The organism is Cupriavidus alkaliphilus (assembly GCF_014191175.1).
GTDB lineage: Bacteria > Pseudomonadota > Gammaproteobacteria > Burkholderiales > Burkholderiaceae > Cupriavidus > Cupriavidus alkaliphilus.
This window is the reverse complement of sequence record NZ_JACHWE010000002.1, coordinates 1,000,517-1,022,040: the sequence shown is the minus strand read 5'-3', so window position 1 is coordinate 1,022,040 and position 21,524 is coordinate 1,000,517. Positions and strand designations below refer to the sequence as shown.

Genomic DNA, 21,524 nt, shown 5'->3' with positions numbered 1-21,524 from the left:
TCCTTTCTGTCGCTTGGACAGAAAGGAGGTCGCCGGCTAAGCCGGCGAAAGAGCCGCGCCCGCCAAGCACGACAAAGAAGCCAACCGCGGTACCCCGGCCGAACCAACATCCTGAACGGCATTACCCCCGAAGCGGGACCTTTAAGACACTGGATTCCGGCCTTCGCGGGAATGACAGTGGCATTTGATTCTTTGGCGGGAGCCAGGGCAGGCGTCGCGCGCCGGCATCAGTCGACGGTGATGTGGTTGGCCTGGATCAGCCTGCCCCACGTGCCCACGTCCGCGCGCACGGTCTGCGCGAACTGTTCGGGGGTCCTGGGCGGCGCCATGCCCATGTTCAGCTGCAGGAAGCGCTCGCGCATGGCAGCGTCCGCCAGCAGGCGGTTCACCTCGGCATTGAGCCGCTGCACGATCGCGGCGCCGGTGCCGGCCGGCGCGAACAGGCCATACCAGCTGTCGGTGTCGAACGGATAGCCTTGCTCGGTCATGGTCGGCACGTCGGGCGTGGCCGGGGCGCGGCGCGTGCCGCTGACGGCCAGCGCGCGCAGCTTGCCGGCGCGGATCAGCGGCAGCGACGACGAGGTGTCGACGAAGGCCGCCTTGATCACGCCGCCCTGCAGGTCGGCCAGGATCGGCGCCACGCCCTTGTATGGCACGTGGCGCAGCTTCATGCCGGTCTGCATCCTGAGCGCTTCCATGGTCAGGTGGCCACCCGAGCCGATGCCCCATGAGCCGTAGTCGTAGGCATCCGGGCGCTTGAGGACATGGGCGACGAATTCCCTGAGCGTGCGCGCGGGGACGTCCGACGTCACCACCAGGAAATTGCCGCCCGCGCCGATCTGGGCCACCGGCACCAGGTCGCGCAGGCCGTCATACGGCAGCTTCGGCTGCAGGGTCTGGTTGATCACCACGGCGGCGGCATAGGTGAACAGCAGCGTGTAGCCGTCGGGACTGGCCTTGGCCACGGCATCGTTGCCGATGATGCCGGTCGCGCCCGGCTTGTTGTCGACCACCATGGTCTGGCCCAGCGCCTTGCCCAGCGCTGCCGCCAGCGTGCGCGCGAACAGGTCGGTGCCGCCGCCTGGCGGCGCCGGCACCACCAGCCGGATCGGCCGCGCCGGCCAGTCGTTGCCGGCGTAAAGGCGGCCCGCCGTGGCGCCCAGGCCGAGCGCGGCGAGGCTGCGCAGCAGCGCGCGCCGGCGCGCATCCGTCAGCCGGGTGGGCGCGGCCGCAAGGGGGGTGCGTGGCACGGTGTCTTTCATGGTGTCTCCCTAGTGCAGGCCGAAGTTGTCCGCCGCTTCGCTCTCCAGCGCGTCGGCGGCCGCGCCATACAGGCTGCGCGACACATAGCTGCGCACCTGCGTGGCGCGCTGGCGCAGCCATGCCGCCTTGAGCCGGCGCGCCTCGCGCACGGTGGGGGTTTCATCCGGCGCCAGCGCCAGCACGTCGATCACGTGCAGGGCCAGCTGCGTATCGCCGCGCTCGGCCAGCGCCTGCGCGTGGCGCAGCAGCGCGCCGTGGTCGGCTACGGCGGCGGCAATCTCCGCTGCGGCCTGCTGCGGCGGCGCCGGGTGCAGCGTGGTCGCGTTGCGGTCCCACCAGCCGTTCTCCGAGCGGTAGATGTCGCGCGCGATGTAGCTGGGGTCGCCGTACGTGGGCCGCATCCAGGGCTGGTCGAACAGCGCCGCGGGCGGCTGCAGCGCGGCCAGCATCTGGCGTTCATTGCAGCCCGCGTTCATCAGCCGCACCACCTCGGCGCGCAGCCAGCGCAGGGCGCGCGCGGTTTCGCCCAGCACGCGCTGGCATTCGGCTTCGCCCTGCACGGTCGCGCCGAACTCGCGCACCACCGAGCGCGGCTGCAGCGCCGCCAGGCGTTCCAGCGTGTCGGCCCAGCGCACGGTGTCGCGCATGGTGCGGAACGGGGTGCCGATGTTGGGGATCGAGTCGATCACCGCCGGGCCGCCGTAGAGCAGGCGCCGGCCAGGCAGCCAGACCGCCACGGCGTCGTCGGTCTCGGACGGCGCCCACAGGATTTCCGCGCGGCGCTCGCCATGGCCCAGGGTCAGGCCGTCGGCAAAGGTTTCGGTGGGTTCGACATGGACCAGCTTGCCCGCCAGCGCGCCGGCCGGCTGGCGGAACTGGATCTCGGCCATGCGCTCCTGCATGCGCTGGGTCTCGCGGTAGCGCGCCTGGCGCGCCAGCACGTTGACGTGGGACAGCACGCGCGGCGCGGGCTCGCCGCGCGCGGCGGCGTGGTCCAGCCATTGCTGCAGGCCGGCGTTGTAGCCCATGTGGCCGTGGCTGTAGCAGATCGCCAGCACCGGCAAATCGGTCTGCGTGCGCAGTGCCTCGATCATGCCGCGCGTGATGCGCCCGCCGGGCCCGCTGTCGACCACCAGCAGGCCGTTGCCCACATCGGCGACAAGGCTCTGGCCTTGCCCGTGCAGCAGCCATACGCCGTCGCCGGCGCGTTCGATGCCGCTGCCCGTGACCAGCGCCGACGGCCGCTCTTCGATGTCCTGCATGCTTGCCTCCCTGTGTTCCGCTGAATGTCGGCATCACTGTCAGGCAAAAGGGCGCGGGGCAGCGATTGGGGAATATCCCGCCGCACTGCGGCATGCCGCCCGCAAACGCAGCGCCGGCGCGGCAACAGGGCGGTTCCGGAATTTCAGGTGTAAACCGCTGGTTAGCACCATGCCGCTGCTGGCAGTTCCCGCGCGCCGCGCGCTGCGGTACGCGCGCTCAGGCGGGGCGGCGCAGCGGGCTGTCGGGCAGGTGGGTCAGGTAGTGCACTTCGCGCCGCAGCTGCGTGGCAAATTGCGCGGCGACCGGCGTCATCGGCGAATCGGCGCGGTAGATCAGGCTGACCCGGTGGCTGGGCAGCCGGTCTTCGATCGGCAAGGGCACCAGCCCGGCGGCGGCGAGCTGCCCCGGCACCAGCTGGCGCGGCAGCATGCACAGCAGATGGCGGTCCTGCAACAGCGACTGGATCATGCCGATGGTGTCGCAGCGCACCGCCACGCGCGGCAGCGGCAGGTTGTGCTCGCGAAAGGCGTCGAGGATGGCCGCGCCCGGGCCCTGCATGCGCTGGCCGGTCAGCACCCAGTCCGAGCCCACCAGTTCGTGCAGACGGCGCGCATGCCGCAGCGGGTGCTCGCGGTGCGCCACCACCACCGAATCGTTGTTGTAGAGCGGCTCGCAGGTGAACTCGCGCTCGATGCCCTCGTCCGGAACCGGGCTGACCGCCATGTCCATCACGCCCGCGCGCAGGTCGTCCAGGTGCATCGGGTAGACGCCGCTGTCGATGCAGACCAGCACGTCCGGGTGCTGGGCCCGGAAGCGCGTCAGTACCGCCGGCAGCAGCAGGTGCGCCGGGCCGCCGGTGGCGCCCACACGCACCACGCCGTTGCGCGCGCCCAGCATCTGCGCCATTTCCTCGCTGGCCTTGCGGGCCTCGGTGGCGATCAGCCGCGCGCGCCGCAGGAAGGCTTCGCCGAAGCGCGACAGCACCACGCCGCGGGTGGTGCGGGTCAGCAGCGGCACATGCAGCTCCTCTTCCAGCTGGCGGATGCTCTTGGTCAGTGCCGGCGCCGACACATCGCGCGCACGGGCTCCGGCGCGGATGCTGCCGTGCTCGGCCACGGCGATGAAGTCCTGGACTTGGCTCAGACGCATGGATTTGTCTCCACTCAGACGACGCACTGGGCGCACAGCATAGCGGCAATCCGCGGGCTTCGGGATAACCCGAGGGTGCTAACCAACGGTTTGCATCGCAGCCGTTTTGGCATCTGCCGCGAGGCGCGGTGCTAACGCATGATCGCTCCACATCGACGCCAACCGCCGGCCGCGCCGGCTTCTTCGGGGAGTGAAACCGCATGGCAAACCGGCAAGACCTGCCGCTGGCAGGCATACGCGTGGCGGAGTTCGGGCAGTTCATCGCGGCGCCGGGCGCGGCCATGATGCTGGCCGACCTGGGCGCGGACGTGGTCAAGGTGGAAGCGCTGCGCGGCGACAGCGCGCGGCGCTTTGACGGCACCAGCCCGCAAAGCCCGATGTTCCTGGCCTACAACCGCGGCAAGCGCGGCATCGCGCTGGACCTGCGCACCCCCGGCGGGCTGGATGCGGCGCGGCGGCTGGCGCTGGCCAGCGACGTGGTGCTGCACAACACCCGCGCCGGCGTGATGGAAGCGCTGGGGCTGGACGCCGCCACGCTGCGCGCCGCGCGTCCCGGCCTGATCCACGCTTCCATCAGCGGCTTCGGCACGCGCGGGCCGTCGCGCACGCGGCCCGGGCTCGACATTGCGGCACAGGCGGAGAGCGGCATGATGTCGGTCACCGGCGAGGCCGGCGGCCAGCCGCTCAAGGCAGGCTTCGCGCTGATCGACGCGGCCACCGCGCTGGCGGCCGGCAACGCCATCCTGGCCGCGCTGTTCCGGCGCGAGCGCACCGGCGCCGGCGAGACCATCGAGACCTCGCTGCTGTCGGTGGGCGTGCAGCTGCAGGCCCAGCTATGGGCCGAGTACCAGTGCTCCGGCGCGTTGCCGGTGCGCAGCGGCAACAGCCAGCCCAAGGCCGCGCCGGCGGCCGACGTGATCGCGGTGGCCGACGGCCATATCGTGCTGTCGGCCTACCTGGACGAGCACTGGGCGCGGCTGTGCCAGGCCATCGGCCAGCCCGCGCTGGCGCACGACCCGCGCTTTGCCAGCAACGCGCTGCGGGTCCAGCACCGCGCCGCACTGCTGGCCATCCTGCACGACGCGCTGCGCCACCTGAGCGGCGATGCCGCGCGCGCGCTGCTGGAGCGCCACCAGGTGGTGGTGGGCGTGGTGCGCGACTACCACCAGGTCAAGGCCAGCGCCGACGTGCATGCCAGCGGCATCCTGCGGCCCGTCGACGACGGCGAGGGCGGCCGGCTGGAAGTGCCCGGGCTGCCGTTCACCATGGCCGGCCTGCCCGTGGGCGGCACGCCGGCGGTGCCGCGGCTCGGCCAGCATACCGCCGAAGTGCTGGCCGAACTGGGCTACAGCACGGCAGAGGTCGGCGCCATGGCTCATGCCGGCGCCATCGGCGTGGAAGTCGCGCAGCAGGAGGCAGCATGAACGCGCCCGCGTCCCCCGTGCTACTGCAGCGCCACGCCGGCTGGGCCGAGCTGGTGCTGAACCGCCCGGCGCGCCGCAATGCCATCGACATGGCGCTGGCGCGCGCGCTGGGCGACGCGATCGAAACCCTGGCCGCCGACGACAGCGTGCGCGCGGTGCTGCTGCGCGGTGCCGACGGCGGCTTCTGTTCCGGCCTGGACCTGCAGGCGCTGCAGGCCGAAGCCGGCGGGCTGGCGGCGTTTGCGCCGGTGTGGGAGCGCGTGCACCAGGGCCTGCGGCAAAGCCGCAAGGCCTGGGTGGTGGCGCTCGAGCGCCATGCCATCAATGGCGGCGCGGCGCTGGCGCTGGCCGGCGACCTGCTGGTGTGCGGCGCCGGCGCCTTCCTGCAGATCGGCGAGATCCGCCTGGGCATGGCCGCGCCGCGCAATGCCGAGTGGCTGGCGCTGCGCCATGCGGAAGCCGTGGCCGCGCGCCTGTGCCTGCTGGGCGACCGCGTGCCCGCGCCTGAGCTGCTGCGCCTGGGCATCGCCACCGAAATGGTCGACGACACCCAGGTGCTGGACCGCGCGCGCGGGCTGGCCGCCACCATTGGCGGCTTTCCGGCGGACGGCGTGGCCGCGATCAAGGGCGGCATGCGCGCGGCCTCCGTCGCGCGCGCCAGGAACGCTTGAAGGCAGACACCATGACCGAATCCCTAATCAACGATGACGAGGCCTCGCTGCAGGCCTTCCGCGGCGAGGTGCGCGAGTTCGTCGCGCGCGCGCTGCCCCATGCCGTGCGCGAGAAGGTCCGCCTCGGGCTGGAAGTCAGCAAGCAGGAACTGGTCGACTGGCAGCACCGGCTGGCCGAGCGTGGCTGGCTGGTGCCGCACTGGCCCGCCGCATGGCAGGGCTGCGACTGGAGCCCGGAGCGCCGCGCCGTGTTCCAGGAAGAACTGGTGCTGGCGCACGCGCCCGAGAGCGGCGGCATCACCTTCGAGATGATCGGGCCGATCCTGATCCGCTACGGCACGCCGGCGCAGCAGCAGTATTTCCTGCCGCGCATCCTGAACCAGGAACACTGGTGGTGCCAGGGCTATTCCGAGCCCAACGCCGGCTCGGACCTGGCCTCGCTGAAGACGCGCGCGGTGCGCAAGACCCGGCCCGACGGCAGCGAGGTCTACGTGGTCAGCGGCAGCAAGATCTGGACCTCGTATGCGCAGTACGCCGACTGGATCTTCTGCCTGGTGCGCACCGATACCGAAGCGCGCGCGCAGCAGGGCATCAGCTTCCTGCTGATCGACATGCGCAGCCCCGGCGTGAGCGTGCGGCCGCTGGTCGGCATCCATGGCTGGCACCTGTTCAACCAGGTGTTCTTCGACGAGGTGGAAGTGCCGGTGGAACACCGCGTCGGCGACGAGAACGCCGGCTGGGCCATCGCCAAGTCGCTCCTTGAGCACGAGCGGCTGAACCTGGCGCGCGTGGCCGAGAACCGCCGCCGCCTGGCCAAGGTGCGCGCCATCGGCGCTGAGCTGGAGGAGGCCGGCCAGCCGCTGCTGCAGCGCCCGTGGTTTGCGCGCCGGCTGCGCGCGCTGGAGGTACGGCTCGAGGCGCTGGCGGCCACCGTGCTGCGCTTTCGCCGGCAGGCGCGCGCGGGCCAGGCGCTGGGGCCCGAGACCGGCATGCTCAAGCTGCTGGGCAGCCGGCTGATCCAGGACATCGAGAACCTGGCGGTCGACGCGCTGGGCCCGGACACGCTGGCCTATGACCGCGCCGCGCATTTCGAGCCGGCGCTGCCGCCACCGGGCCAGTCCGCCTACGCCGCCGCGGCCTCGGCGCGCCGCTTTGTCACGCGCGGCTACACCATCGCCGGCGGCTCCAGCGAGATCCAGCACGAACTGCTGGCCAAGCAGGTGCTGGGCCTGTAGCACGGCCACGGTGGCTGCAACCTCTGCATAAGGACACGAACAGATGAGCGATGCAACGGACGATCGCCGCATGCTGCGCGACAGCGTGCGGCGCTATGTCGAACGCGGCTACGGCTTCGAGCAGCGCCGCGCCGCGCTGGCCGAGCCCGATGGGTTTTCGCGCACGCACTGGCGGGCGTTTGCCGACATGGGCTGGCTTGCGCTGGGTTTGCCGGAAGCCTGCGGCGGCCTGGGCGACGCCACGGACCAGGCGCTGCTGGCGGAAGAACTGGGCCGCGCCCAGCCGGCCGAGCCGTGGCTGGCCAATGCCGCGCTGTGCGCGCCGCTGCTGGCTGCCTGCGGCGATCCCGCGCACGTGGCCGCCGCGGCGGCGATGGCCGAAGGCGGCGCCATGCTGGCGCTGGCCGCCTGGGAAAGGCAGGGGCGCTATGACGCCTTCGATATCAGCACCACCGCGCAGGCCCACGCCCCGGGGCAATGGACGCTGGACGGCCGCAAGACGCTGGTGCTGGGCGGCGGCAGCGCCAGCCTGCTGCTGGTGCTGGCGCGCACCGGCGGCCAGCGCCGCGAGCGCCATGGCCTGACCCTGTTCGCGGTGCCGGCGGATACGCGCGGCGTCAGCGTCGAAGCGCTGCCGACCTACGACGGCCGCCAGACCGCCAGCGTGACGCTGCGCCGCGCCGTGGTGCCGGACAGCGCGCGCATCGGCGCGCGCGACGGTGCCTGGCCGCTGGTGGAGGCCGCCATCGACCGCGCCACCGTGATGGCCTGCGCCGAAGCCGTCGGCACCATGTCGCGCGCCTTCGACCTGACCCGCGACTACCTGGCGACGCGCGAGCAGTTCGGCCGGCCGCTGACCGCCAGCCAGGTGATCCGGCACCGGCTGGTGGACCTCTATGTCAGCGTCGAGCAGGCGCGCGCCATCACCGAAGCCGCGGCCGACGCGCTGCAGGGCGATGCGGTGACGCGCATGCGCGCGGTCTCGCATGCCAAGGCCTTTGTCTCGGATGCCGGGCGCGCGCTGGGCGAGGATGCGGTGCAGCTGCACGGCGCCGTCGGCATGACCGAGGAGGTCGAAGTCGGCCACTGCTACAAGCGCCTGGCGGCACACGCCAACCTGTTCGGCGATGCCGACTGGCACTACGAGCGGCTGGCGGCACTCGATCACGCGGCGCAGGCGCAGGCCTGAGCCGGTTCAGCGCGGGCGCCGGGCCAGCCGCGCGCCCGCTGACGACACGCCGGCAACGTACCGGCATGCGCGGCCAATGCGCCGCAACGGAGACAGCAATATGAGCAGCCAGCACACTGGCGCCCGCAGGACGCGCGCCACGCGCGCGGCCCTGGCCGCGGCGCTGATCCTGGCGGGCGCCGCCAGCGCGCACGCCGAGGCCACCTACCCCAGCAAGCCGATCCGCATGGTGCTGCCCTCGGGCGCGGGCACCGTGACCGACCAGACCGCGCGGCTGGTGGCCGAGCGCCTGACCGCGGGGCTGAAGCAGCCGGTGGTGGTCGACAACCGCCCCGGCGCCAACGGCATCATCGCCAGCGAGACCGTGGCGCGCGCCGCGCCCGACGGCTACACGCTGCTGTTCACCTATGCCGCGACCATGACGGTGAACCCGTGGACCACGCCGTCGCTGCCGTACGACCCGGTCAGAGACTTCACGCCGATCGCGCGGCCCAGCCAGCCCGGCGGCAACCTGCTGGCGGTCAGCGCCGACGTGCCGGTGCGCAGCCTGCAGGAACTGATCGCCTATGCCAAGGCCAGCAAGACGGAACTGGCCTATTGCTCGTGGGGCGTCGGCTCAGGCGGCCACCTGGCGATGGAATACCTGAAGGCCAAGGCCGGCATCCACCTGCGCCACATCCCGTACAAGACCGCGACCCAGTGCAGCAACGACCTGGCCGCGGGCCACGTCACCATCGGCATTACCGATGCCATCTCCTCGGTGCCGCACCTGAAGTCCGGCCGCATCCGCGGCATTGCGGTGTCCGGCCCGGAGCGCCTGCTGACCGCGCCCGACGTGCCGACCATGTCGCAGCAGGGCGTGCCGTTCCAGCAGGCCAGCTGGGTCGCGATCTTCGGGCCCAGGGGCATGCCCGCGCCCATCGTCGAGCGGCTCAATGCCGAGGTCAACCGCATCCTGCAGACCCCGGCCGACCGCGCCAGGTTTGCCGCGATGAACCTGCAGCCGGCCGCGCCGTCGAGCCCGGCCGACCTCGGCAAGCTGCTCAGCGCCGACCTGGCCGCATGGGGCGAAGTGGTGAAGGTGGCGGGGCTGCAGGCGAAGTAGGGCAGACACACAACAACGAGGACGGGAGACAGAGAGCGTGAAGGCTACACAGTGGATGGCGATGGGCGTGGCCCTGGCCGCAGGCAATGCCGCGGCCGGCACCATGCAGTTGTTCGGCGTGGTCGACGCATCGATCGAATACGCCAAGGGCTCGGACAGCGTGGTGCGCATGCGCGAAGGCCAGCAGGCCGCGTCGCGCTGGGGCATCCGCGGCATCGAAGACCTTGGCGGCGGACTCAAGGCCAACTTCCTGGTCGAGTCGGGCTTCAATATCGACACCGGCACGGAGTTCTTCGGCAACAACCGGCTGTTCGGGCGGCAGGCCTACCTGGGCCTGTCAGGCGGCTGGGGCGAGGTCCGCCTGGGGCGGCAGTACACGCCGTCGTTCTATGCGCTGCTGCGGCTGGACCCGTTCCTGCTAAACGGCGCGGTGTCGCCGTTCAACCTGCTGAGCGCGACCGCATCGCAGGGCACGGGGCATGTCGCCTACGGCGCGCGCTTCGACAACGCGGTGCAGTACTTCTCGCCCAAGTGGGGCGGGTTTGGCTTCGGCGCCGCGGTGGCGCCGGGCGAGGTGCCGGGGTCGGCGCGCTCGGGCCTGAACTTCGGCATGAATGCGACCTGGGAGGCGGGCAACGCCTATGCGTTCTACAGCTACCAGGGGATGTATTCGGGCGCCAACTTGCAGGTGGAGCCGACGCTGACGTCGAACCATTTCGTCGGCGGCTCGTACCGCTTCAAGCCGGTGGAGATCGGCCTGCTGTTCAGCGCGGCCAGCAGCGAGCGGCCCGAGACCCGGTCGGCGCGCCACTACGGCGTGACCTTCAGCTGGGCCGTGACCCAGCGCGACACCTTCAAGGCCGCCGCGCTCAAGCGCCAGATCCTCGGCGGCGGCCAGCGGCCGCTGGCAGTCACGCTGGGCTGGGACCACGACCTGAGCAAGCGCACCACGGCCTACGTGCGCGCGGTGCTGGTGCACAACAGCGCCGGCGGCAGCGTCAGCAACAACAGCATCGTGATCGATCCGGGCAGCGGGGATGATGCGAAGTCGGTGAGCGTGGGGTTGCGGCACCGGTTTTGAATGGCCGCGTGCCCACGCTGCTGAAAGACGCCGATTAGAACGTCACACCTTGCACGCGCTCCCCTCTCCCGCAAGCGGGAGAGGGGAGCACACCCGCGGCCTGCGGAAGCGCGCCTACTTCAACTGCTGCGCAAACTCCTCCAGCTGCGTAATGCAGATGCCCCAGCCCTCATAAAACCCCATCTCCTCATGCTGCTTGCGCGTGGCCTCGTCGGGATGCATCACGCGCGCGATGTAGCGGGTGCCGTCGCCCTCGTCGGCCATGGTGATGACCGCGGTCATCGACAGCCACGGCGTGCCGGGCCGATACCCGGCAACCAGCGCCGAGGTGGAGACGATCTTCTCCATCGGCACGATCTCGAGGAAGCAGCCGGGGTTGTCGCTGGTGCCGCCATCGGGGCCTTGCATGAAGGTATGGAAGGCGCCGCCGGGGCGCATGTCGAAGGCGCGGACCTCGGTGGTCCAGGGCTTGGGGCACCACCATTGCTTGAGCAGCTGCGGATCGCTCCAGGCGCGCCAGACCTTGGCGCGCGGAGCCTTGAGCAGGCGCGAGATAACCAGGTCCTGGCTTTCGGTGCCGGCGGCGTTTTCATTCGTCATTGGACTGTTCCTCTTGGTGAAGTGCTTCGACAAAAGCCGCCAGGCGGTCGGTACGGGCCTCCCACAGGGCGCGCTGGTCGGCCAGCCATTGCTGCGCGTCGGACAGCGGTTGCGGCACCAGTTCGCAGGTGCGCACGCGCCCCGTCTTGCGCGAACGGATCAGGCCGCTGCGCTCCAGCACCTGCAGGTGCTTCATGAACGAGGGCAGCGCCATCGCGAACGGTGCCGCCAGCGCCGAAACCGTTTCGGGCCCGCGCCCGAGCGTGCTGACGATGGCGCGGCGGGTCGGGTCCGCCAGCGCGTAGAACACGCCGGACAGCGGGGAAAGATCGACAGCCTGGGACACGTCTGCAAACTCGACACAATGGTTAGCCACGCGGCTAAGTATAGGGAGCCAGCCGGAACTTGCAAGCCCAACATGCAAGACGCCCCGGACCAGCCGGGGCGCCTTGCAGCCAGGGCAGTGCGTTCGTGCCTATTGCTGGCGGACGTAGGCCGCCAGGGCCTTCACTTCCTCCGGCTTCAGGCCGGCGAACGGCGGCATCGGCACCGCGCCCCACTTGCCGCTGCTGCCGCCGCGGATGCTGGCTTCCAGCTTGGCCTGCGCCTGCGCATCGCCCTTGTAGCGGGTGGCGACCTCGTGGTAGGCCGGTCCGACCAGCTTCTGCGTCACGCCATGGCAGCTCAGGCAGGCATTCTTTGCCAGCAGGCCCTGCACGTCCACTGTCGTGGCAGTGGCTTGCGAGGCCGCCGGCTTGCCGGCCTTCTGCGCGATCGCCACGATCTCGGGGTCCTTGATTTTTGCCGAGCCATAGGCCACCGCCAGGTAGGCGCCGAGCTGCTCGACCTCGCCATCGTCGATCGGCGCGCCGTAGGCCTGCTGCATCTTCTTCATCTCGGCGGTCCACTGCGCCAGCGTCAGCCCGGGCGGCTGGTAGGAGACGTAGTCGGCCGAATGGCAGATCGCGCATTTCTGCGTGGCGATGCCGTAGCCGGGAAGCTTTGCCGGCTTGAGCTTGACGTTCTCCGCCGGCAGCCTGATGTCCTGCGGCGCGGCGCCGGCATGGCCGGCACCGAGCAGGGCGAGCGCCAGCAGCGCGGGGGCGATGGTTGCTTTCATGGCGCTTTCCTCAGGCGATGGTGACCGGCGTGGCTTCGATGACATTGCGGCGATAGCCGGCGGGATTCCAGCTGGCCTTGGCCGGCTGGGTCTCGCCGTTGTTGCTGGTGGCGCGCACCATCAGCACCGCGGGGCCCTTGCGCGCGAACTTGACCGGCAAGTGCCAGGCGCGGAACGAGAACCGGCCCAGGTCTTCGCCAAGCCTGGCGGCCTGCCAGTTCTGCCCGCCATCGACGGACACCTCGACCGTGCGGATGCCGGAGCCGCCGTCGAAGGCAATGCCCTTCAGTTCGACGGCGCGGCCGGCCGGCAGCCTGCCGCCGCTCTCGACACTGGTGATGAAGCTGCGCACGGCCAGCGTCGAGATCGGCCGCGTCCTGGCCGCCGGCGTGCCCGGGGCGACGCACTGGCAATCGTTGTCCGGCACGCGGTAGCCCTTGGTCATGAAGAACGCATCATGGCCTTCGAACGGGTGGTCCAGTACCTCGATCTCGTGCAGGTGCTTGATCCAGTAGGTGCCGAAGTAGCCCGGCACCACCAGCTTGAGCGGGTAGCCGTTGAGCAGGGGCAGGTCTTCACCGTTCATGCCCCAGGCCAGCAGCGGCTCGCCGTTCATGGCGTGGGCGATATCGAGCGACTTGCGGAAGTCTGGCGTGCTCGGCAGCACCGGCGTGTCCATGCCGTTGAAGGTCACCACCTTGGCGCCGGCCTTGACGCCCGCATGCTCCAGCACCTTGCGCAGCGGCACGCCGGTCCAGCGCGCATTGCCCATGGCGCCGTTGGCCAGCTGCGCGCCGAACACGCGCGGCTCGGAGAAGCCGCGGCTGTTGCCCGAGCACTGGTTCACGGCGACGACATTCACTGGTTCGGCCAGCCTCTTCAGCTCATCGAGCGACAACTGCAGCGGCTTGCCGACGTGGCCGCCGACGCTCAGGCGATAGGTGGCGAGATCCACCGACAGCGGCATGTTGGCCAGGTGGTAGCGCACGAAGAAGGCGTCGTTGGCGGTGATCGGCCCTTCGTTGAACGCGGAAAAAGGCGTCTCCAGGTGCGGCGGACGGGTGTGGACACGCACCAGCGGGCGCTTGCCGGGATAGCGCACCAGTGGACGCGGGCCGTCGGCCAGCGTGACGCCGTCGGCCGCGCGCGCAGCCTGGGCGGCCAGCGCGCCGAGAGGCGAGGCGCCCAGCGCCAGCAGGCCGGCACCCTGCACCAGGCGGCGCCTGGCTGGTAGGGGCCGGTCGTGGTCGGCAGATTGCGCCGGACGGTTCTTGTCTCGCATGGGGGCGTCTCCTATGGGGCGTGTTGTGGCGCGCAAGGCGCTGTGGCGGGTACTTTGACGCCGCCTCTTCAAGTTGTGAAACGGGTTTTGCCACTAGTCGTTATCGATTTATTCGATATAAGGGAAGACCACGGCCGCAGTCCCTGCAAAACCGCTTGCATCGCAATTTGGGTTTCCCTACACTTACCAAAACGTTTTTGTTAGCGGAAATCGATAATATCTGCGGCGAACTGCGCACAGACGCAGCCAGTGGCCGATTGGCCACCGGCATAACGCCCGACACACCAAACGAGGAGCAAAAGCATGTCCCACCCCGCCCCCGCGCCGGTGGATGAACGGCTGCCATGGCGGCGCCTGTTCGTCTTCGGGCTTCAACACGTACTGGTCATGGCCGCGTCGCCGATCGCGTCCGTCTTCCTGATGAGCAAGGCGCTGAACTTCCCGCCCGCGCTGGCGGTGCAGTTGCTCAGCGCCACCTTTGTGATCTGCGGCCTGGGCACGCTGCTGCAGTCGCTGGGCAAGCGCGGCATCGGCGCGCGCCTGCCGTTCGTGATGCTGCCCGGCGGCGCGCCGATCGTGCTGTTTATCCTGATCGCGCAGCAGACCGACGTGCAGACCGCGGCCGGCGCGGTGATCCTGACCGGGGTGTTCTACTTCCTGGTGCTGCCGGTGTTCCGGCGCTGCCTGCGGTACTTCCCGCCGGTGGTGGTGGGCACCATGCTGCTGCTGGTGGCGATCAACCTGGCGCAGGTGTCGGGCAAGCTGGTGGCCGGCCACCCCGCCGCGGGCAGCGCGGTGGATCCGCTCAACCTGCTGCTGGCCTTTGCCACCATTGCCTGCACCGTGGCGGCGTCGCGCTGGCTGAGCGGCATGCTGGCGCAGCTGGCGATCCTGCTCGGACTGCTGGGCGGGGCGGTGGTGGCGGGACTGACCGGCGCGTTCCACCTCGGCCAGGTGTCGATGTCGCCGGTGCTGGCGTTGCCGACGCCGTTCCCGTTCGGCTGGCCGACCTTCGACGTGGTGGCCGCGATCCCGCTGATGGTGTTTGCCGTGATCTCGATGGTGGAGGCCACCGGGCAGACCCTGGCCATCAGCGATGCCGTGGGCCGGCCGGTGGACCAGCAGCGCGACGTGCCGCGCACCATCCGCGCCGATGCGCTGACCTCGCTGCTGGGCGGGATGTTCGGGACCTCGCTGATCATCACCAGCGGCGAGAACATCGGCATCGTGCGTGCCACCGGCGTGCGCTCGCGCTTCGTCACGGCGATGTCGGGCGCGATCCTGGTGGCGTTCGGCCTGCTGGTGCCGGTGTCGGCGCTGATCAGCGCGATCCCCGAAGCGGTGGTCGGCGGCACCGGCCTGGTGGTGTTCTGCATCGTCGGCACCATGGGCATCGACATGCTGCGCAAGGTAGACCTGCGCGACCACGCCAACATGTACGTGGTGGCCGTGGCACTGGCCGTGGGCCTGCTGCCGATCCTGGTGCCTGGCATCTATGGCGGCCTGCCGTCCAACCTGCGCATCCTGGTGGGCAATGGCGTGGCGATGGGCGCCATCACCGCGGCACTGCTCAACTTCCTGTTTTTCCATACGGGTCTGCGCACCGCGGCCGCAAGCGCCATCGCACGCGATGATGCCGCCGCCACGCACTGACCCCGCTTCCTGCATTGCAATGACTCAACCTTACGACTCGACGCCGGCCTGGCCCGGCGACATCAACCCGCCCCTGGCGCCGGACAGCTTCCAGCGCGCGCGCATCCTGCTGCCGGAATGGACGCTGCTGCGCCAGGGCGCGGTACGCGGCCACGCGGTGGTGGTGGAGGGCGGCCGCTTTACCGCCGTCGGCGCCGCCGCAGACGTCTGCGCGCGCTTCCCCGAACTGGAGACCCTGCCGCTGCCGCGCATGCTGCTGATGCCGGGCATGATCGACACCCACCACCACCTGACCCAATCGTTCGGCAAGTCGCTGGTGTTCGGCGAGCCGTCGGAGATCTTCCGGCGCGTGTGGGTGCCGCTCGAGGGCAGCCTGAAGGCCGAGCACCTGTACCTGTCGTCCAAGCTGGCGGCGCTGGAAGCGCTGCGCGGCGGCTTTACCACCGTGGTCGATGCCGGCACGCGCAGCGAGGCCGGGCTGGACGCGGTGGCGCGCGCGGTCAGCGATGCCGGCGTGCGCTGCGTGCTGGGGCTGATCTGCAACGACAAGCCCGGTGCCGAAACCCTCGACGCCGCGCCCATCCTGCGCCGTGCCGCCGCGCACCTGGACCGCTACGCCGGCAATGCGCTGGTGGCGCCGTCGCTGGCGATCTCGATCCCGGAGGTGGCCTCGGACGCGATGCTGCATCACGTCTACCAGTTGTGCGCCGAGTCCGGCCGCATCTTCCAGACCCATGCCAACGAGCACCTGGTGGCGGTGGAGCGCTCGCTCAACGCCTGCGGGCGCCGGCCGATCGAGCACCTCGCCGCGATTGGCGCGCTCGGCCCGGCGGCCTTGCTCGCGCATGCCACGCTGGTGACGCCGCAGGAAATCCGGCTGCTGGCCGACAGCGGCGCCGCGGTCGCCTACAACCCCGTGGCCAGCGCCTGGAAGGGCAACGCCGTGGCCCCGGCCGAGACCATGGCCACCTTCGGCGTGCGCCTGGGCCTGGGCACCGACGGCACCCGCAGCGACGGCTTCCGCCTGCTCGACTATGCCGAGGCCGCGCAGCGCTTCGCCTTCGGCATCGGCGTGGGCGATTCGTCCTGCGGCGCGGGCTGGCGCTGGGTCGACATGGCCACGCACGACGCGGCCGACGTCGCCGGCCTGGGCGCGCTCACCGGCGAGATCGCCGCCGGCAAGCGCGCCGACTTCCTGCTGGTCGACCTCGACGTGCCGGAACTGACGCCGTCGTGGGACCTGACCTGGGAGCTGGTGCGCCTGGCCAACCGCGACCAGATCCGCGCGGTCTTTGTCGACGGCAGCCTGCGCCTGTGGCAGGGCTGGCCCACCGACTGGGACGCGCGCGCGCTGATGCGCGACATCCATGCCATGGCCGAGCACACCGTCGCCGGCGCGCCGATCCGCAAGCTGCATGACGCCGCGGACGTGCACCGCGCCCGCCATGCCGGCACGGAGGCCGCATGAGCATGGACATGACCTTGTTCAGCGTGGGCGTGGCGGTCTTTACCGGCGCGCTGATCCAGGGCGCCACCGGCATGGGCTTTGCGCTGATCGTGGTGCCGGTGCTGGCGCTGGCCGCGCCGGCGATGCTGCCCGGCGCGCTGTTGCTGGCGATGCTGCCGCTCAACGCCTACGTGGCCTGGCGCGAGCGCCACGCCATCGACATGCGCGGCGCCGGCTGGATCAGCGCCGGACGGGTGGCCGGCACCTTCGGCGGCCTGTGGGTGCTGGTGGCGATGCCGATGGCGTGGCTCAACGCGCTGGTCGGCGGCAGCACCATCGCCGCGGCGGTGGTGTCGTTGCTGGCGCCGGCATTTACGCCGGGGCGGCTGACCTTTGCTTCCACCGGCCTGATCACCGGCGTCACCGAGACCGCCACCGGCGTCGGCGGCCCGCCGCTGGCGCTGGCCTACCAGCACGCGCCGGTGGCGACGCTGCGCGCCACCGTGGCGCTGTGCTTCCTGGTGGGCGAGGTGATCTCGCTGGTGGTGCTGGCGCTGGGCGGCCGGCTCGGCATGGAGCAGGTGTTCTATGCCGCGGGCCTGTTGCCGGTGCTGGGCGTCGGCATGGTCGCCAGCCACCTGGTGCACAAGCGCATCAACCAGCGCATGCTGCGCATCGGCGTGCTGGTGTTCGCGCTGGTGTCCGGCGCCGTGGTGCTGCTGCGCGGCTAGGCGTTCGGCGTCGACGAGGCCCGCACTACCAGCTCGGGCGCGGGGCCGGCAATCACGCCGCGGCTGCGCTCGCCCGACAGGTGCGCGAACAGCAGTTCCACCGCCAGCGACGCCACCCGCTCGAGGTGCAGGTTGACCGCGGTCAGCGGCGGCTGCGCGCTGCGCGCGCGGATGCCGTCGTAGCGCGTCACCACCAGCACGTCGTCGGGCACGCGCCTGCCCAGCCCTTGCAGGTGCGCCATCGCGCCGACCGCGAAGGCATCGACCGGCGCGCACAGCGCATCCAGCCCCGGCATCTTCGCCAGCAGCTGCGCGCAGGCGTCCGCGCCCGCGGCCTCGCCGTGTTCCTCGGCTGCCTTGACGACATGGCAGGGCAGCCCCAGCGCCTGCGTGAACTCGCGGTAGGCGCGTTCCGTTTCCACATACGACTGCCGCGGCGCCGCGCCGATCATCAGGCCGATCTGCCGCCGCCCGTGGCCGTGCAGGTGCGCCAGCAGCAGGCGCGCGGTCTCGGCCGATTGCAGGTCGACGCACGGCACCGGGGTTTCGGTCAGCGGTTCGCGCCCGATCGACACGATGCTGACGCCGCGCTCGCGCAGCCGCGCGATATGCGGGTCGCCGGCGATCGGCTCGATCACGATGGCGCCGTCGATATCGAGCGTATCGAGCAGGCCGCCGGCGCCTTCCAGCGGCGGCACCAGCACCACGCCCAGCCCGCGCCCCATGGCCGCCTCGGCCGCGATCGCCGCCACCTCCATCATGAAGCCCAGGCGCGAGGTGCCGCCCGCCACCGCGAACGGCATCGACGACAGCAGCGCGATGCAGTTTGCACGGCCCGACTGCAGGCGCTGCGCCCGCACGCTGGGCCGGTAGCCCAGCTCTGCGGCGACGCGCTTGACGCGCGCGCGCGTGGCCGGGTCCAGCACGCCGCGGTCGTTGAGCGCGTGCGACACCGTGGTCAGCGAGACCCCGGCGGCGCGGGCAACGTCGTGGATGGTGATGCGGCGGGGGCGGTCGGGTGTGGCTTCGGTCATGCGGAACAAGGGCAATGGCTCAGGGGGCAGCATACCGCAGCGGCTGCGAGCCTCAGGTATGAAATTCCTCCGCCCGGCCAGCGCGCCCCGGCAGCTTGTGCCAGGCGCCGCGCTCGAACTCCGCGATCACCTGCGCGCCGAGCAGCAGCAGCGTCGCCGCGATTTCCAGGCTGAGCAGCACCACGATCGCCGTGGTCAGCGAGCCATAGACCCGTCCGACCTGCGACAGGCTGGTGAAGTACCACACCAGCACATGGCGCGAGATCTCCCACAGCACCGCGGCGATCACCGCGCCGGTAAGCGCGTGGCGCAGCGAGAGCCGGCCGACCGGCATCACCAGGTAGATCGAGGTCAGCATCAGCACCTCGCCGATAAAGCCGAGCAGGTAGAGCAGGCCGGTGGAGAGGCGATCCAGCGACCAGTCGCGGCCCAGCACCTCGACGTGCCGCTCGCCGATCGCCAGCAGCGCGCCGGATACCACGGTGACCAGCAGCAGGCCGATGCTGAGCACGGCGATATAGCAATAGGGCAGCAGCGCCGAGACCAGGAAATGGCGGCGCCGGATCGCCACGCGGTGCTCGAAGATCACTGACATGGCGTTCTCCAGCACGGTGAAGGCGAGCGAGCTGAAGAACAGCATGGTGCCCAGCAGCACCCAGCCGATGGTGCCGCGGTTGCGCAGGAAGCCGGCCAGCTCGGTGACCAGGGCCCGCGCCTGGCCGGGCACGATCCACTCGAGATAGCGGGCCAGCGTCGAGAGCAGCAGATCGGGCTCGATCAGGTGCGACAGCGCGATCACCATCAGGATCAGCAGCGGCACGATCGACAGCAGCGCGTAGTAGGCGACCGCACCGGCCAGCAGCAGGCCCTGATTGGCGCGGAACTGGCGCAGCGTGTGCCAGGCAAAGCGCAGCGGATGGCGCAGCAGGTCGCTGACGCGGGCGTCGGGAAGCTGCATGGCGGGCATGTCGAGTGGCGGGTGACGACATTATGCGCGGGCTGCGCCGATCCATGCCGCGCTACCGCTTCCCCATGACATTCCAGCCGGTTATGGCTCTATTCCGGACAGATCATTGTGGCCGGCGCGCTCGGCCGGCAACATGGCGCCCGCAGCCTGCCCCGGCAGGCTTGCTTCTCATCACAGAAGGCGGCGCACCGCGGATGCAGCCGCCTCGACGGCCATGGAGACAGCATGCAGGCACAAGCGAAGTCGCGCGGGACGGGGTTCCGGCGCAGTCGGGGGTGGTGGCGGGTGGCGCCGCTGCTGGCGTTGATGGCGGTGCCGGCCGGCGTGGCGCTGGCGCAGGGCGCGGGCCAGCCCGCGGCGGTGGCCGAGAGCGAAGTCATGCAGGGTTTCCCGCCGTCGCCGGACCGACAGGTCAGTCGCGGCACCGGCCTGCGTCCGCCTTATATGCGATGGGCCTTCCGGCACGCGCGCGAGATGTCGCCCACCGTCGGTATCCGGCATGCGAGCCAGACGCTGGCGCTGCCGGGCCAGCCGGCCGCGGAGCTGGACGCGGTCAGCTTTACCGTCGCGGGCCAGACCGTGCGGGTGGCGAACTACCTGCGCGACACCCACACCGATGGCTTTATCGTTTTGCACCACGGCCGGATCGTGTACGAGCGCTACCTGGCCGGCTTCGGCCCGCACCAGCCGCATATCTGGGCGTCGATGACCAAGTCCGTGACCGGGCTGCTGGCGGCGATGCTGGTCGAAGAGGGCAAGCTCGATCCGCAGGCCAGGCTGGCGCAGTATGTGCCCGAACTGGCCGGCAATCCATTCGGCGAGGCCACGGTGCAGCAGAACCTGGACATGGAGGTGCCGGTAGGCTATCCGCAGGCACTGCCGCCTGACCTCGGGCTGTTCGGCGCGGTGGGCATCGTGCCGCGCAAGGCCGATGCGCCCGACACCATCTATGACTTCCTCAAGGTCGTGCACGCCACCGGCACCGCCGGCGAGGGCCCGGACGGCGGCGTCTGGTACTACCAGAACGGCTCGCCGGAAGCGGTGGCGTGGGCGCTGCGCCGCATCACCGGCAAGCGCTGGGCGGACCTCGTCACCGAGCGGCTGTGGTCGCGCTTTGCCGATGACGACGCCTACACCCAGGTGGACCGCCAGGGCACGGAAATGGCCAGCGGCGGCATGAACTCGACGCTGCGCGATGCCGCCCGCTTTGCCGAGACCGTACGCCGCGCCGCGGCCGGCGATGCCACGCTCGGCATTTCACCGCAGGCGGTGCGGATCGCGCTGCAGCCCGCAGGCAACCAGGCCCGCTTCGCGCGCGGCAACACCACCGCGGGCCGCGACGGCTACGGCTATCGCAACTACTGGTTCCAGCGCAACGACGGCGACGGCAGCATCGAGGCCAGCGGCCGCTTCGGCCAGAAGCTCTACATCAATCCCGCCAGGGGGCTGACCGTGGTGAAGTTCTCCGCCAGCCCCGACGGCGCCGCGCGCGCGACCAGCGCCGCCGCCGTGCGCAAGCGCGACGAGCCGGCGCGCGCGCTGGAATCCGCCGAGGCCATGGTGGCCGCGGCGCACGCCATCGTCGGCGCGGCCAGCCGCTGAAGCACGCGCCCTGCGGCGCGGGCCCCGGCCCGGTCAGGCCACCGGCAGCTTCAGCACCTGCTCGGTGGTCAGGATATCGCCGAAGGTGTCGTCGAGCGCGGCCAGCGCGGCGCGGTGCAGGTCCTGGTGCGACACCGTGCCGGCCGCGGTATCCAGGTCGCGCGTGGCGCAGGCGTCGGCCGCCACGATCACGCCGTATCCCAGCGGCACCGCGTCGCGCGCCGCGCCGGTGACGCAGGCGTGGGTCATCAGCCCGGTGATGATCAGGGTCTTGATGCCGGCCGCCTTGAGGCGCTGGTCCAGGTCGGTATTCGGGAAGGCGCTGACCGAGCTCTTTTGCACGACGGTGTGGTGCGGCGCCGGCTGCAGGTCGCCGTGGAATGCCACGGTGGCGCCGTGTTCGGCGAAGACCGGGCTGCCGGCCGGGGTGACATGCTGGATGTGGAACACGGGCATGCCGGCGGCATCCGCGTGGTCGACCAGGCGCCGCGCGTTGCCAAGTGCGGCCGGGCCGTCCGGGATCGGCAGCTTGCCGCTGAAATACTCGTTCTGGAAGTCGATGACCAGCACGGCGGTGCTGGCGGCGTCGATGGCGGTGCGGGCCGGTGCGCCGGCGATGCTGCGTAGGGTCGGATGGTGCATGATGGTCCTCGTCGACAGGGAAGTAGGTGGACGGCGCCGGTGGCGGCCGCTGCGTTCGCCGCAGGC

The 21,524-nt window shown here is 70.9% G+C and carries 20 protein-coding genes; 10 read left to right on the top strand and 10 right to left on the bottom strand.

Features of this window, described 5'->3' with window-relative positions; all coding sequences use genetic code 11:
- Window positions 1-227 precede the first annotated feature (227 nt).
- The 3 genes from FHX60_RS11015 to FHX60_RS11005 form a co-directional block, all read right to left on the bottom strand.
- On the bottom strand, window positions 228-1,262 hold the full coding sequence (locus tag FHX60_RS11015; RefSeq protein ID WP_183283355.1) for a Bug family tripartite tricarboxylate transporter substrate binding protein: 1,035 nt from the start codon (window positions 1,260-1,262) through the stop codon (window positions 228-230).
- A 9-nt stretch (window positions 1,263-1,271) separates the two neighbouring features.
- On the bottom strand, window positions 1,272-2,525 hold the full coding sequence (locus FHX60_RS11010) for an alkyl sulfatase dimerization domain-containing protein (RefSeq protein ID WP_183283354.1): 1,254 nt from the start codon (window positions 2,523-2,525) through the stop codon (window positions 1,272-1,274).
- Between the two features lie 217 nt (window positions 2,526-2,742).
- The gene (locus tag FHX60_RS11005; protein WP_092310454.1) at window positions 2,743-3,675 is read right to left on the bottom strand and encodes a LysR family transcriptional regulator; all 933 of its coding nucleotides are present in this window, start codon (window positions 3,673-3,675) and stop codon (window positions 2,743-2,745) included.
- Window positions 3,676-3,875: 200 nt separating this feature from the next.
- On the opposite strand from FHX60_RS11005, the gene FHX60_RS11000 reads away from it, so the two are divergent.
- The 6 genes from FHX60_RS11000 to FHX60_RS10975 all read left to right on the top strand — a co-directional run bounded on the left by FHX60_RS11000 (window position 3,876) and on the right by FHX60_RS10975 (window position 10,380).
- Window positions 3,876-5,099, top strand: a complete 1,224-nt coding sequence (locus tag FHX60_RS11000; protein ID WP_183283353.1) for a CaiB/BaiF CoA transferase family protein — start codon at window positions 3,876-3,878, stop codon at window positions 5,097-5,099.
- Window positions 5,096-5,770: an enoyl-CoA hydratase/isomerase family protein gene (locus FHX60_RS10995; protein ID WP_116601851.1), complete on the top strand. Its 675-nt coding sequence runs from the start codon at window positions 5,096-5,098 to the stop codon at window positions 5,768-5,770. Before FHX60_RS11000 ends, FHX60_RS10995 begins: the two co-directional genes overlap by 4 nt.
- Before the next feature lie 11 nt (window positions 5,771-5,781).
- A complete protein-coding gene (locus FHX60_RS10990; RefSeq protein ID WP_183283352.1) occupies window positions 5,782-7,005 on the top strand; it encodes an acyl-CoA dehydrogenase family protein in 1,224 nt (407 codons plus the stop codon).
- A 43-nt stretch (window positions 7,006-7,048) separates the two neighbouring features.
- Entirely contained in the window at window positions 7,049-8,194 is a 1,146-nt protein-coding gene (locus FHX60_RS10985; protein WP_183283351.1) for an acyl-CoA dehydrogenase family protein, read from the top strand.
- 100 nt (window positions 8,195-8,294) lie between these two features.
- Window positions 8,295-9,299 carry a Bug family tripartite tricarboxylate transporter substrate binding protein gene (locus FHX60_RS10980; RefSeq protein WP_112775631.1) on the top strand — a complete coding sequence of 335 codons (1,005 nt, stop codon included), beginning with the start codon at window positions 8,295-8,297 and terminating at the stop codon, window positions 9,297-9,299.
- 55 nt (window positions 9,300-9,354) lie between these two features.
- Window positions 9,355-10,380: a porin gene (locus FHX60_RS10975; protein WP_116332037.1), complete on the top strand. Its 1,026-nt coding sequence runs from the start codon at window positions 9,355-9,357 to the stop codon at window positions 10,378-10,380.
- Window positions 10,381-10,494: 114 nt separating this feature from the next.
- Here the strand turns inward: FHX60_RS10975 and FHX60_RS10970 are convergent, their stop codons facing one another.
- From FHX60_RS10970 to sorA, 4 genes are all read right to left on the bottom strand, one after another.
- Window positions 10,495-10,980 carry an SRPBCC family protein gene (locus FHX60_RS10970; RefSeq protein WP_092310434.1) on the bottom strand — a complete coding sequence of 162 codons (486 nt, stop codon included), beginning with the start codon at window positions 10,978-10,980 and terminating at the stop codon, window positions 10,495-10,497.
- Window positions 10,970-11,326, bottom strand: a complete 357-nt coding sequence (locus FHX60_RS10965) for an ArsR/SmtB family transcription factor (RefSeq protein WP_092310431.1) — start codon at window positions 11,324-11,326, stop codon at window positions 10,970-10,972. Before FHX60_RS10965 ends, FHX60_RS10970 begins: the two co-directional genes overlap by 11 nt.
- A 129-nt stretch (window positions 11,327-11,455) precedes the next feature.
- Entirely contained in the window at window positions 11,456-12,100 is a 645-nt protein-coding gene (sorB, locus tag FHX60_RS10960; protein WP_183283350.1) for a SorB family sulfite dehydrogenase c-type cytochrome subunit, read from the bottom strand.
- Window positions 12,101-12,110: 10 nt separating this feature from the next.
- On the bottom strand, window positions 12,111-13,382 hold the full coding sequence (gene sorA / locus FHX60_RS10955; protein ID WP_183283349.1) for a SorA family sulfite dehydrogenase catalytic subunit: 1,272 nt from the start codon (window positions 13,380-13,382) through the stop codon (window positions 12,111-12,113).
- 303 nt (window positions 13,383-13,685) lie between these two features.
- Here sorA and FHX60_RS10950 point away from each other — a divergent pair, with 303 nt between their 5' ends.
- Genes FHX60_RS10950 through FHX60_RS10940 form a run of 3 tightly spaced genes read left to right on the top strand, consistent with a single transcriptional unit; the run spans window position 13,686 to window position 17,213 of the window.
- On the top strand, window positions 13,686-15,035 hold the full coding sequence (locus FHX60_RS10950; RefSeq protein ID WP_112775627.1) for a uracil-xanthine permease family protein: 1,350 nt from the start codon (window positions 13,686-13,688) through the stop codon (window positions 15,033-15,035).
- 19 nt (window positions 15,036-15,054) lie between these two features.
- The gene (locus FHX60_RS10945; RefSeq protein WP_183283348.1) at window positions 15,055-16,503 is read left to right on the top strand and encodes an amidohydrolase family protein; all 1,449 of its coding nucleotides are present in this window, start codon (window positions 15,055-15,057) and stop codon (window positions 16,501-16,503) included.
- Between the two features lie 2 nt (window positions 16,504-16,505).
- A complete protein-coding gene (locus tag FHX60_RS10940) occupies window positions 16,506-17,213 on the top strand; it encodes a sulfite exporter TauE/SafE family protein (RefSeq protein ID WP_112775625.1) in 708 nt (235 codons plus the stop codon).
- On the opposite strand, the gene FHX60_RS10935 is transcribed toward FHX60_RS10940, so the two are convergent.
- Window positions 17,210-18,247, bottom strand: coding sequence for a LacI family DNA-binding transcriptional regulator (locus FHX60_RS10935; RefSeq protein ID WP_112775722.1), 1,038 nt, complete (start codon window positions 18,245-18,247; stop codon window positions 17,210-17,212). The genes FHX60_RS10940 and FHX60_RS10935 overlap by 4 nt on opposite strands.
- A 52-nt stretch (window positions 18,248-18,299) precedes the next feature.
- Complete coding sequence (locus tag FHX60_RS10930) at window positions 18,300-19,214, bottom strand: YihY/virulence factor BrkB family protein (protein WP_183283347.1); 915 nt, start codon at window positions 19,212-19,214, stop codon at window positions 18,300-18,302.
- A gap of 225 nt (window positions 19,215-19,439) precedes the next feature.
- Between FHX60_RS10930 and FHX60_RS10925 the strand changes: the two genes are divergently transcribed.
- Window positions 19,440-20,816 (top strand): serine hydrolase domain-containing protein, encoded by a 1,377-nt coding sequence (locus FHX60_RS10925; protein ID WP_183283346.1) that lies wholly within the window; start codon window positions 19,440-19,442, stop codon window positions 20,814-20,816.
- Window positions 20,817-20,849: 33 nt separating this feature from the next.
- Here FHX60_RS10925 and FHX60_RS10920 read toward each other — a convergent pair whose 3' ends face one another.
- The gene (locus FHX60_RS10920; protein WP_183283345.1) at window positions 20,850-21,458 is read right to left on the bottom strand and encodes a cysteine hydrolase family protein; all 609 of its coding nucleotides are present in this window, start codon (window positions 21,456-21,458) and stop codon (window positions 20,850-20,852) included.
- Between the last annotated feature and the right edge of the window lie 66 nt (window positions 21,459-21,524).

Coding starts and splice junctions, on each gene's coding strand:
- FHX60_RS11015 (WP_183283355.1), bottom strand. CDS start 1,262: ATGAAAGACACCGTGCCACGCACCCCCCTTGCGGCCGCGCCCACCCGG.
- FHX60_RS11010 (WP_183283354.1), bottom strand. CDS start 2,525: ATGCAGGACATCGAAGAGCGGCCGTCGGCGCTGGTCACGGGCAGCGGC.
- FHX60_RS11005 (WP_092310454.1), bottom strand. CDS start 3,675: ATGCGTCTGAGCCAAGTCCAGGACTTCATCGCCGTGGCCGAGCACGGC.
- FHX60_RS11000 (WP_183283353.1), top strand. CDS start 3,876: ATGGCAAACCGGCAAGACCTGCCGCTGGCAGGCATACGCGTGGCGGAG.
- FHX60_RS10995 (WP_116601851.1), top strand. CDS start 5,096: ATGAACGCGCCCGCGTCCCCCGTGCTACTGCAGCGCCACGCCGGCTGG.
- FHX60_RS10990 (WP_183283352.1), top strand. CDS start 5,782: ATGACCGAATCCCTAATCAACGATGACGAGGCCTCGCTGCAGGCCTTC.
- FHX60_RS10985 (WP_183283351.1), top strand. CDS start 7,049: ATGAGCGATGCAACGGACGATCGCCGCATGCTGCGCGACAGCGTGCGG.
- FHX60_RS10980 (WP_112775631.1), top strand. CDS start 8,295: ATGAGCAGCCAGCACACTGGCGCCCGCAGGACGCGCGCCACGCGCGCG.
- FHX60_RS10975 (WP_116332037.1), top strand. CDS start 9,355: ATGGCGATGGGCGTGGCCCTGGCCGCAGGCAATGCCGCGGCCGGCACC.
- FHX60_RS10970 (WP_092310434.1), bottom strand. CDS start 10,980: ATGACGAATGAAAACGCCGCCGGCACCGAAAGCCAGGACCTGGTTATC.
- sorB (WP_183283350.1), bottom strand. CDS start 12,100: ATGAAAGCAACCATCGCCCCCGCGCTGCTGGCGCTCGCCCTGCTCGGT.
- sorA (WP_183283349.1), bottom strand. CDS start 13,382: ATGCGAGACAAGAACCGTCCGGCGCAATCTGCCGACCACGACCGGCCC.
- FHX60_RS10950 (WP_112775627.1), top strand. CDS start 13,686: ATGTCCCACCCCGCCCCCGCGCCGGTGGATGAACGGCTGCCATGGCGG.
- FHX60_RS10945 (WP_183283348.1), top strand. CDS start 15,055: ATGACTCAACCTTACGACTCGACGCCGGCCTGGCCCGGCGACATCAAC.
- FHX60_RS10940 (WP_112775625.1), top strand. CDS start 16,506: ATGGACATGACCTTGTTCAGCGTGGGCGTGGCGGTCTTTACCGGCGCG.
- FHX60_RS10935 (WP_112775722.1), bottom strand. CDS start 18,247: ATGACCGAAGCCACACCCGACCGCCCCCGCCGCATCACCATCCACGAC.
- FHX60_RS10930 (WP_183283347.1), bottom strand. CDS start 19,214: ATGCCCGCCATGCAGCTTCCCGACGCCCGCGTCAGCGACCTGCTGCGC.
- FHX60_RS10925 (WP_183283346.1), top strand. CDS start 19,440: ATGCAGGCACAAGCGAAGTCGCGCGGGACGGGGTTCCGGCGCAGTCGG.
- FHX60_RS10920 (WP_183283345.1), bottom strand. CDS start 21,458: ATGCACCATCCGACCCTACGCAGCATCGCCGGCGCACCGGCCCGCACC.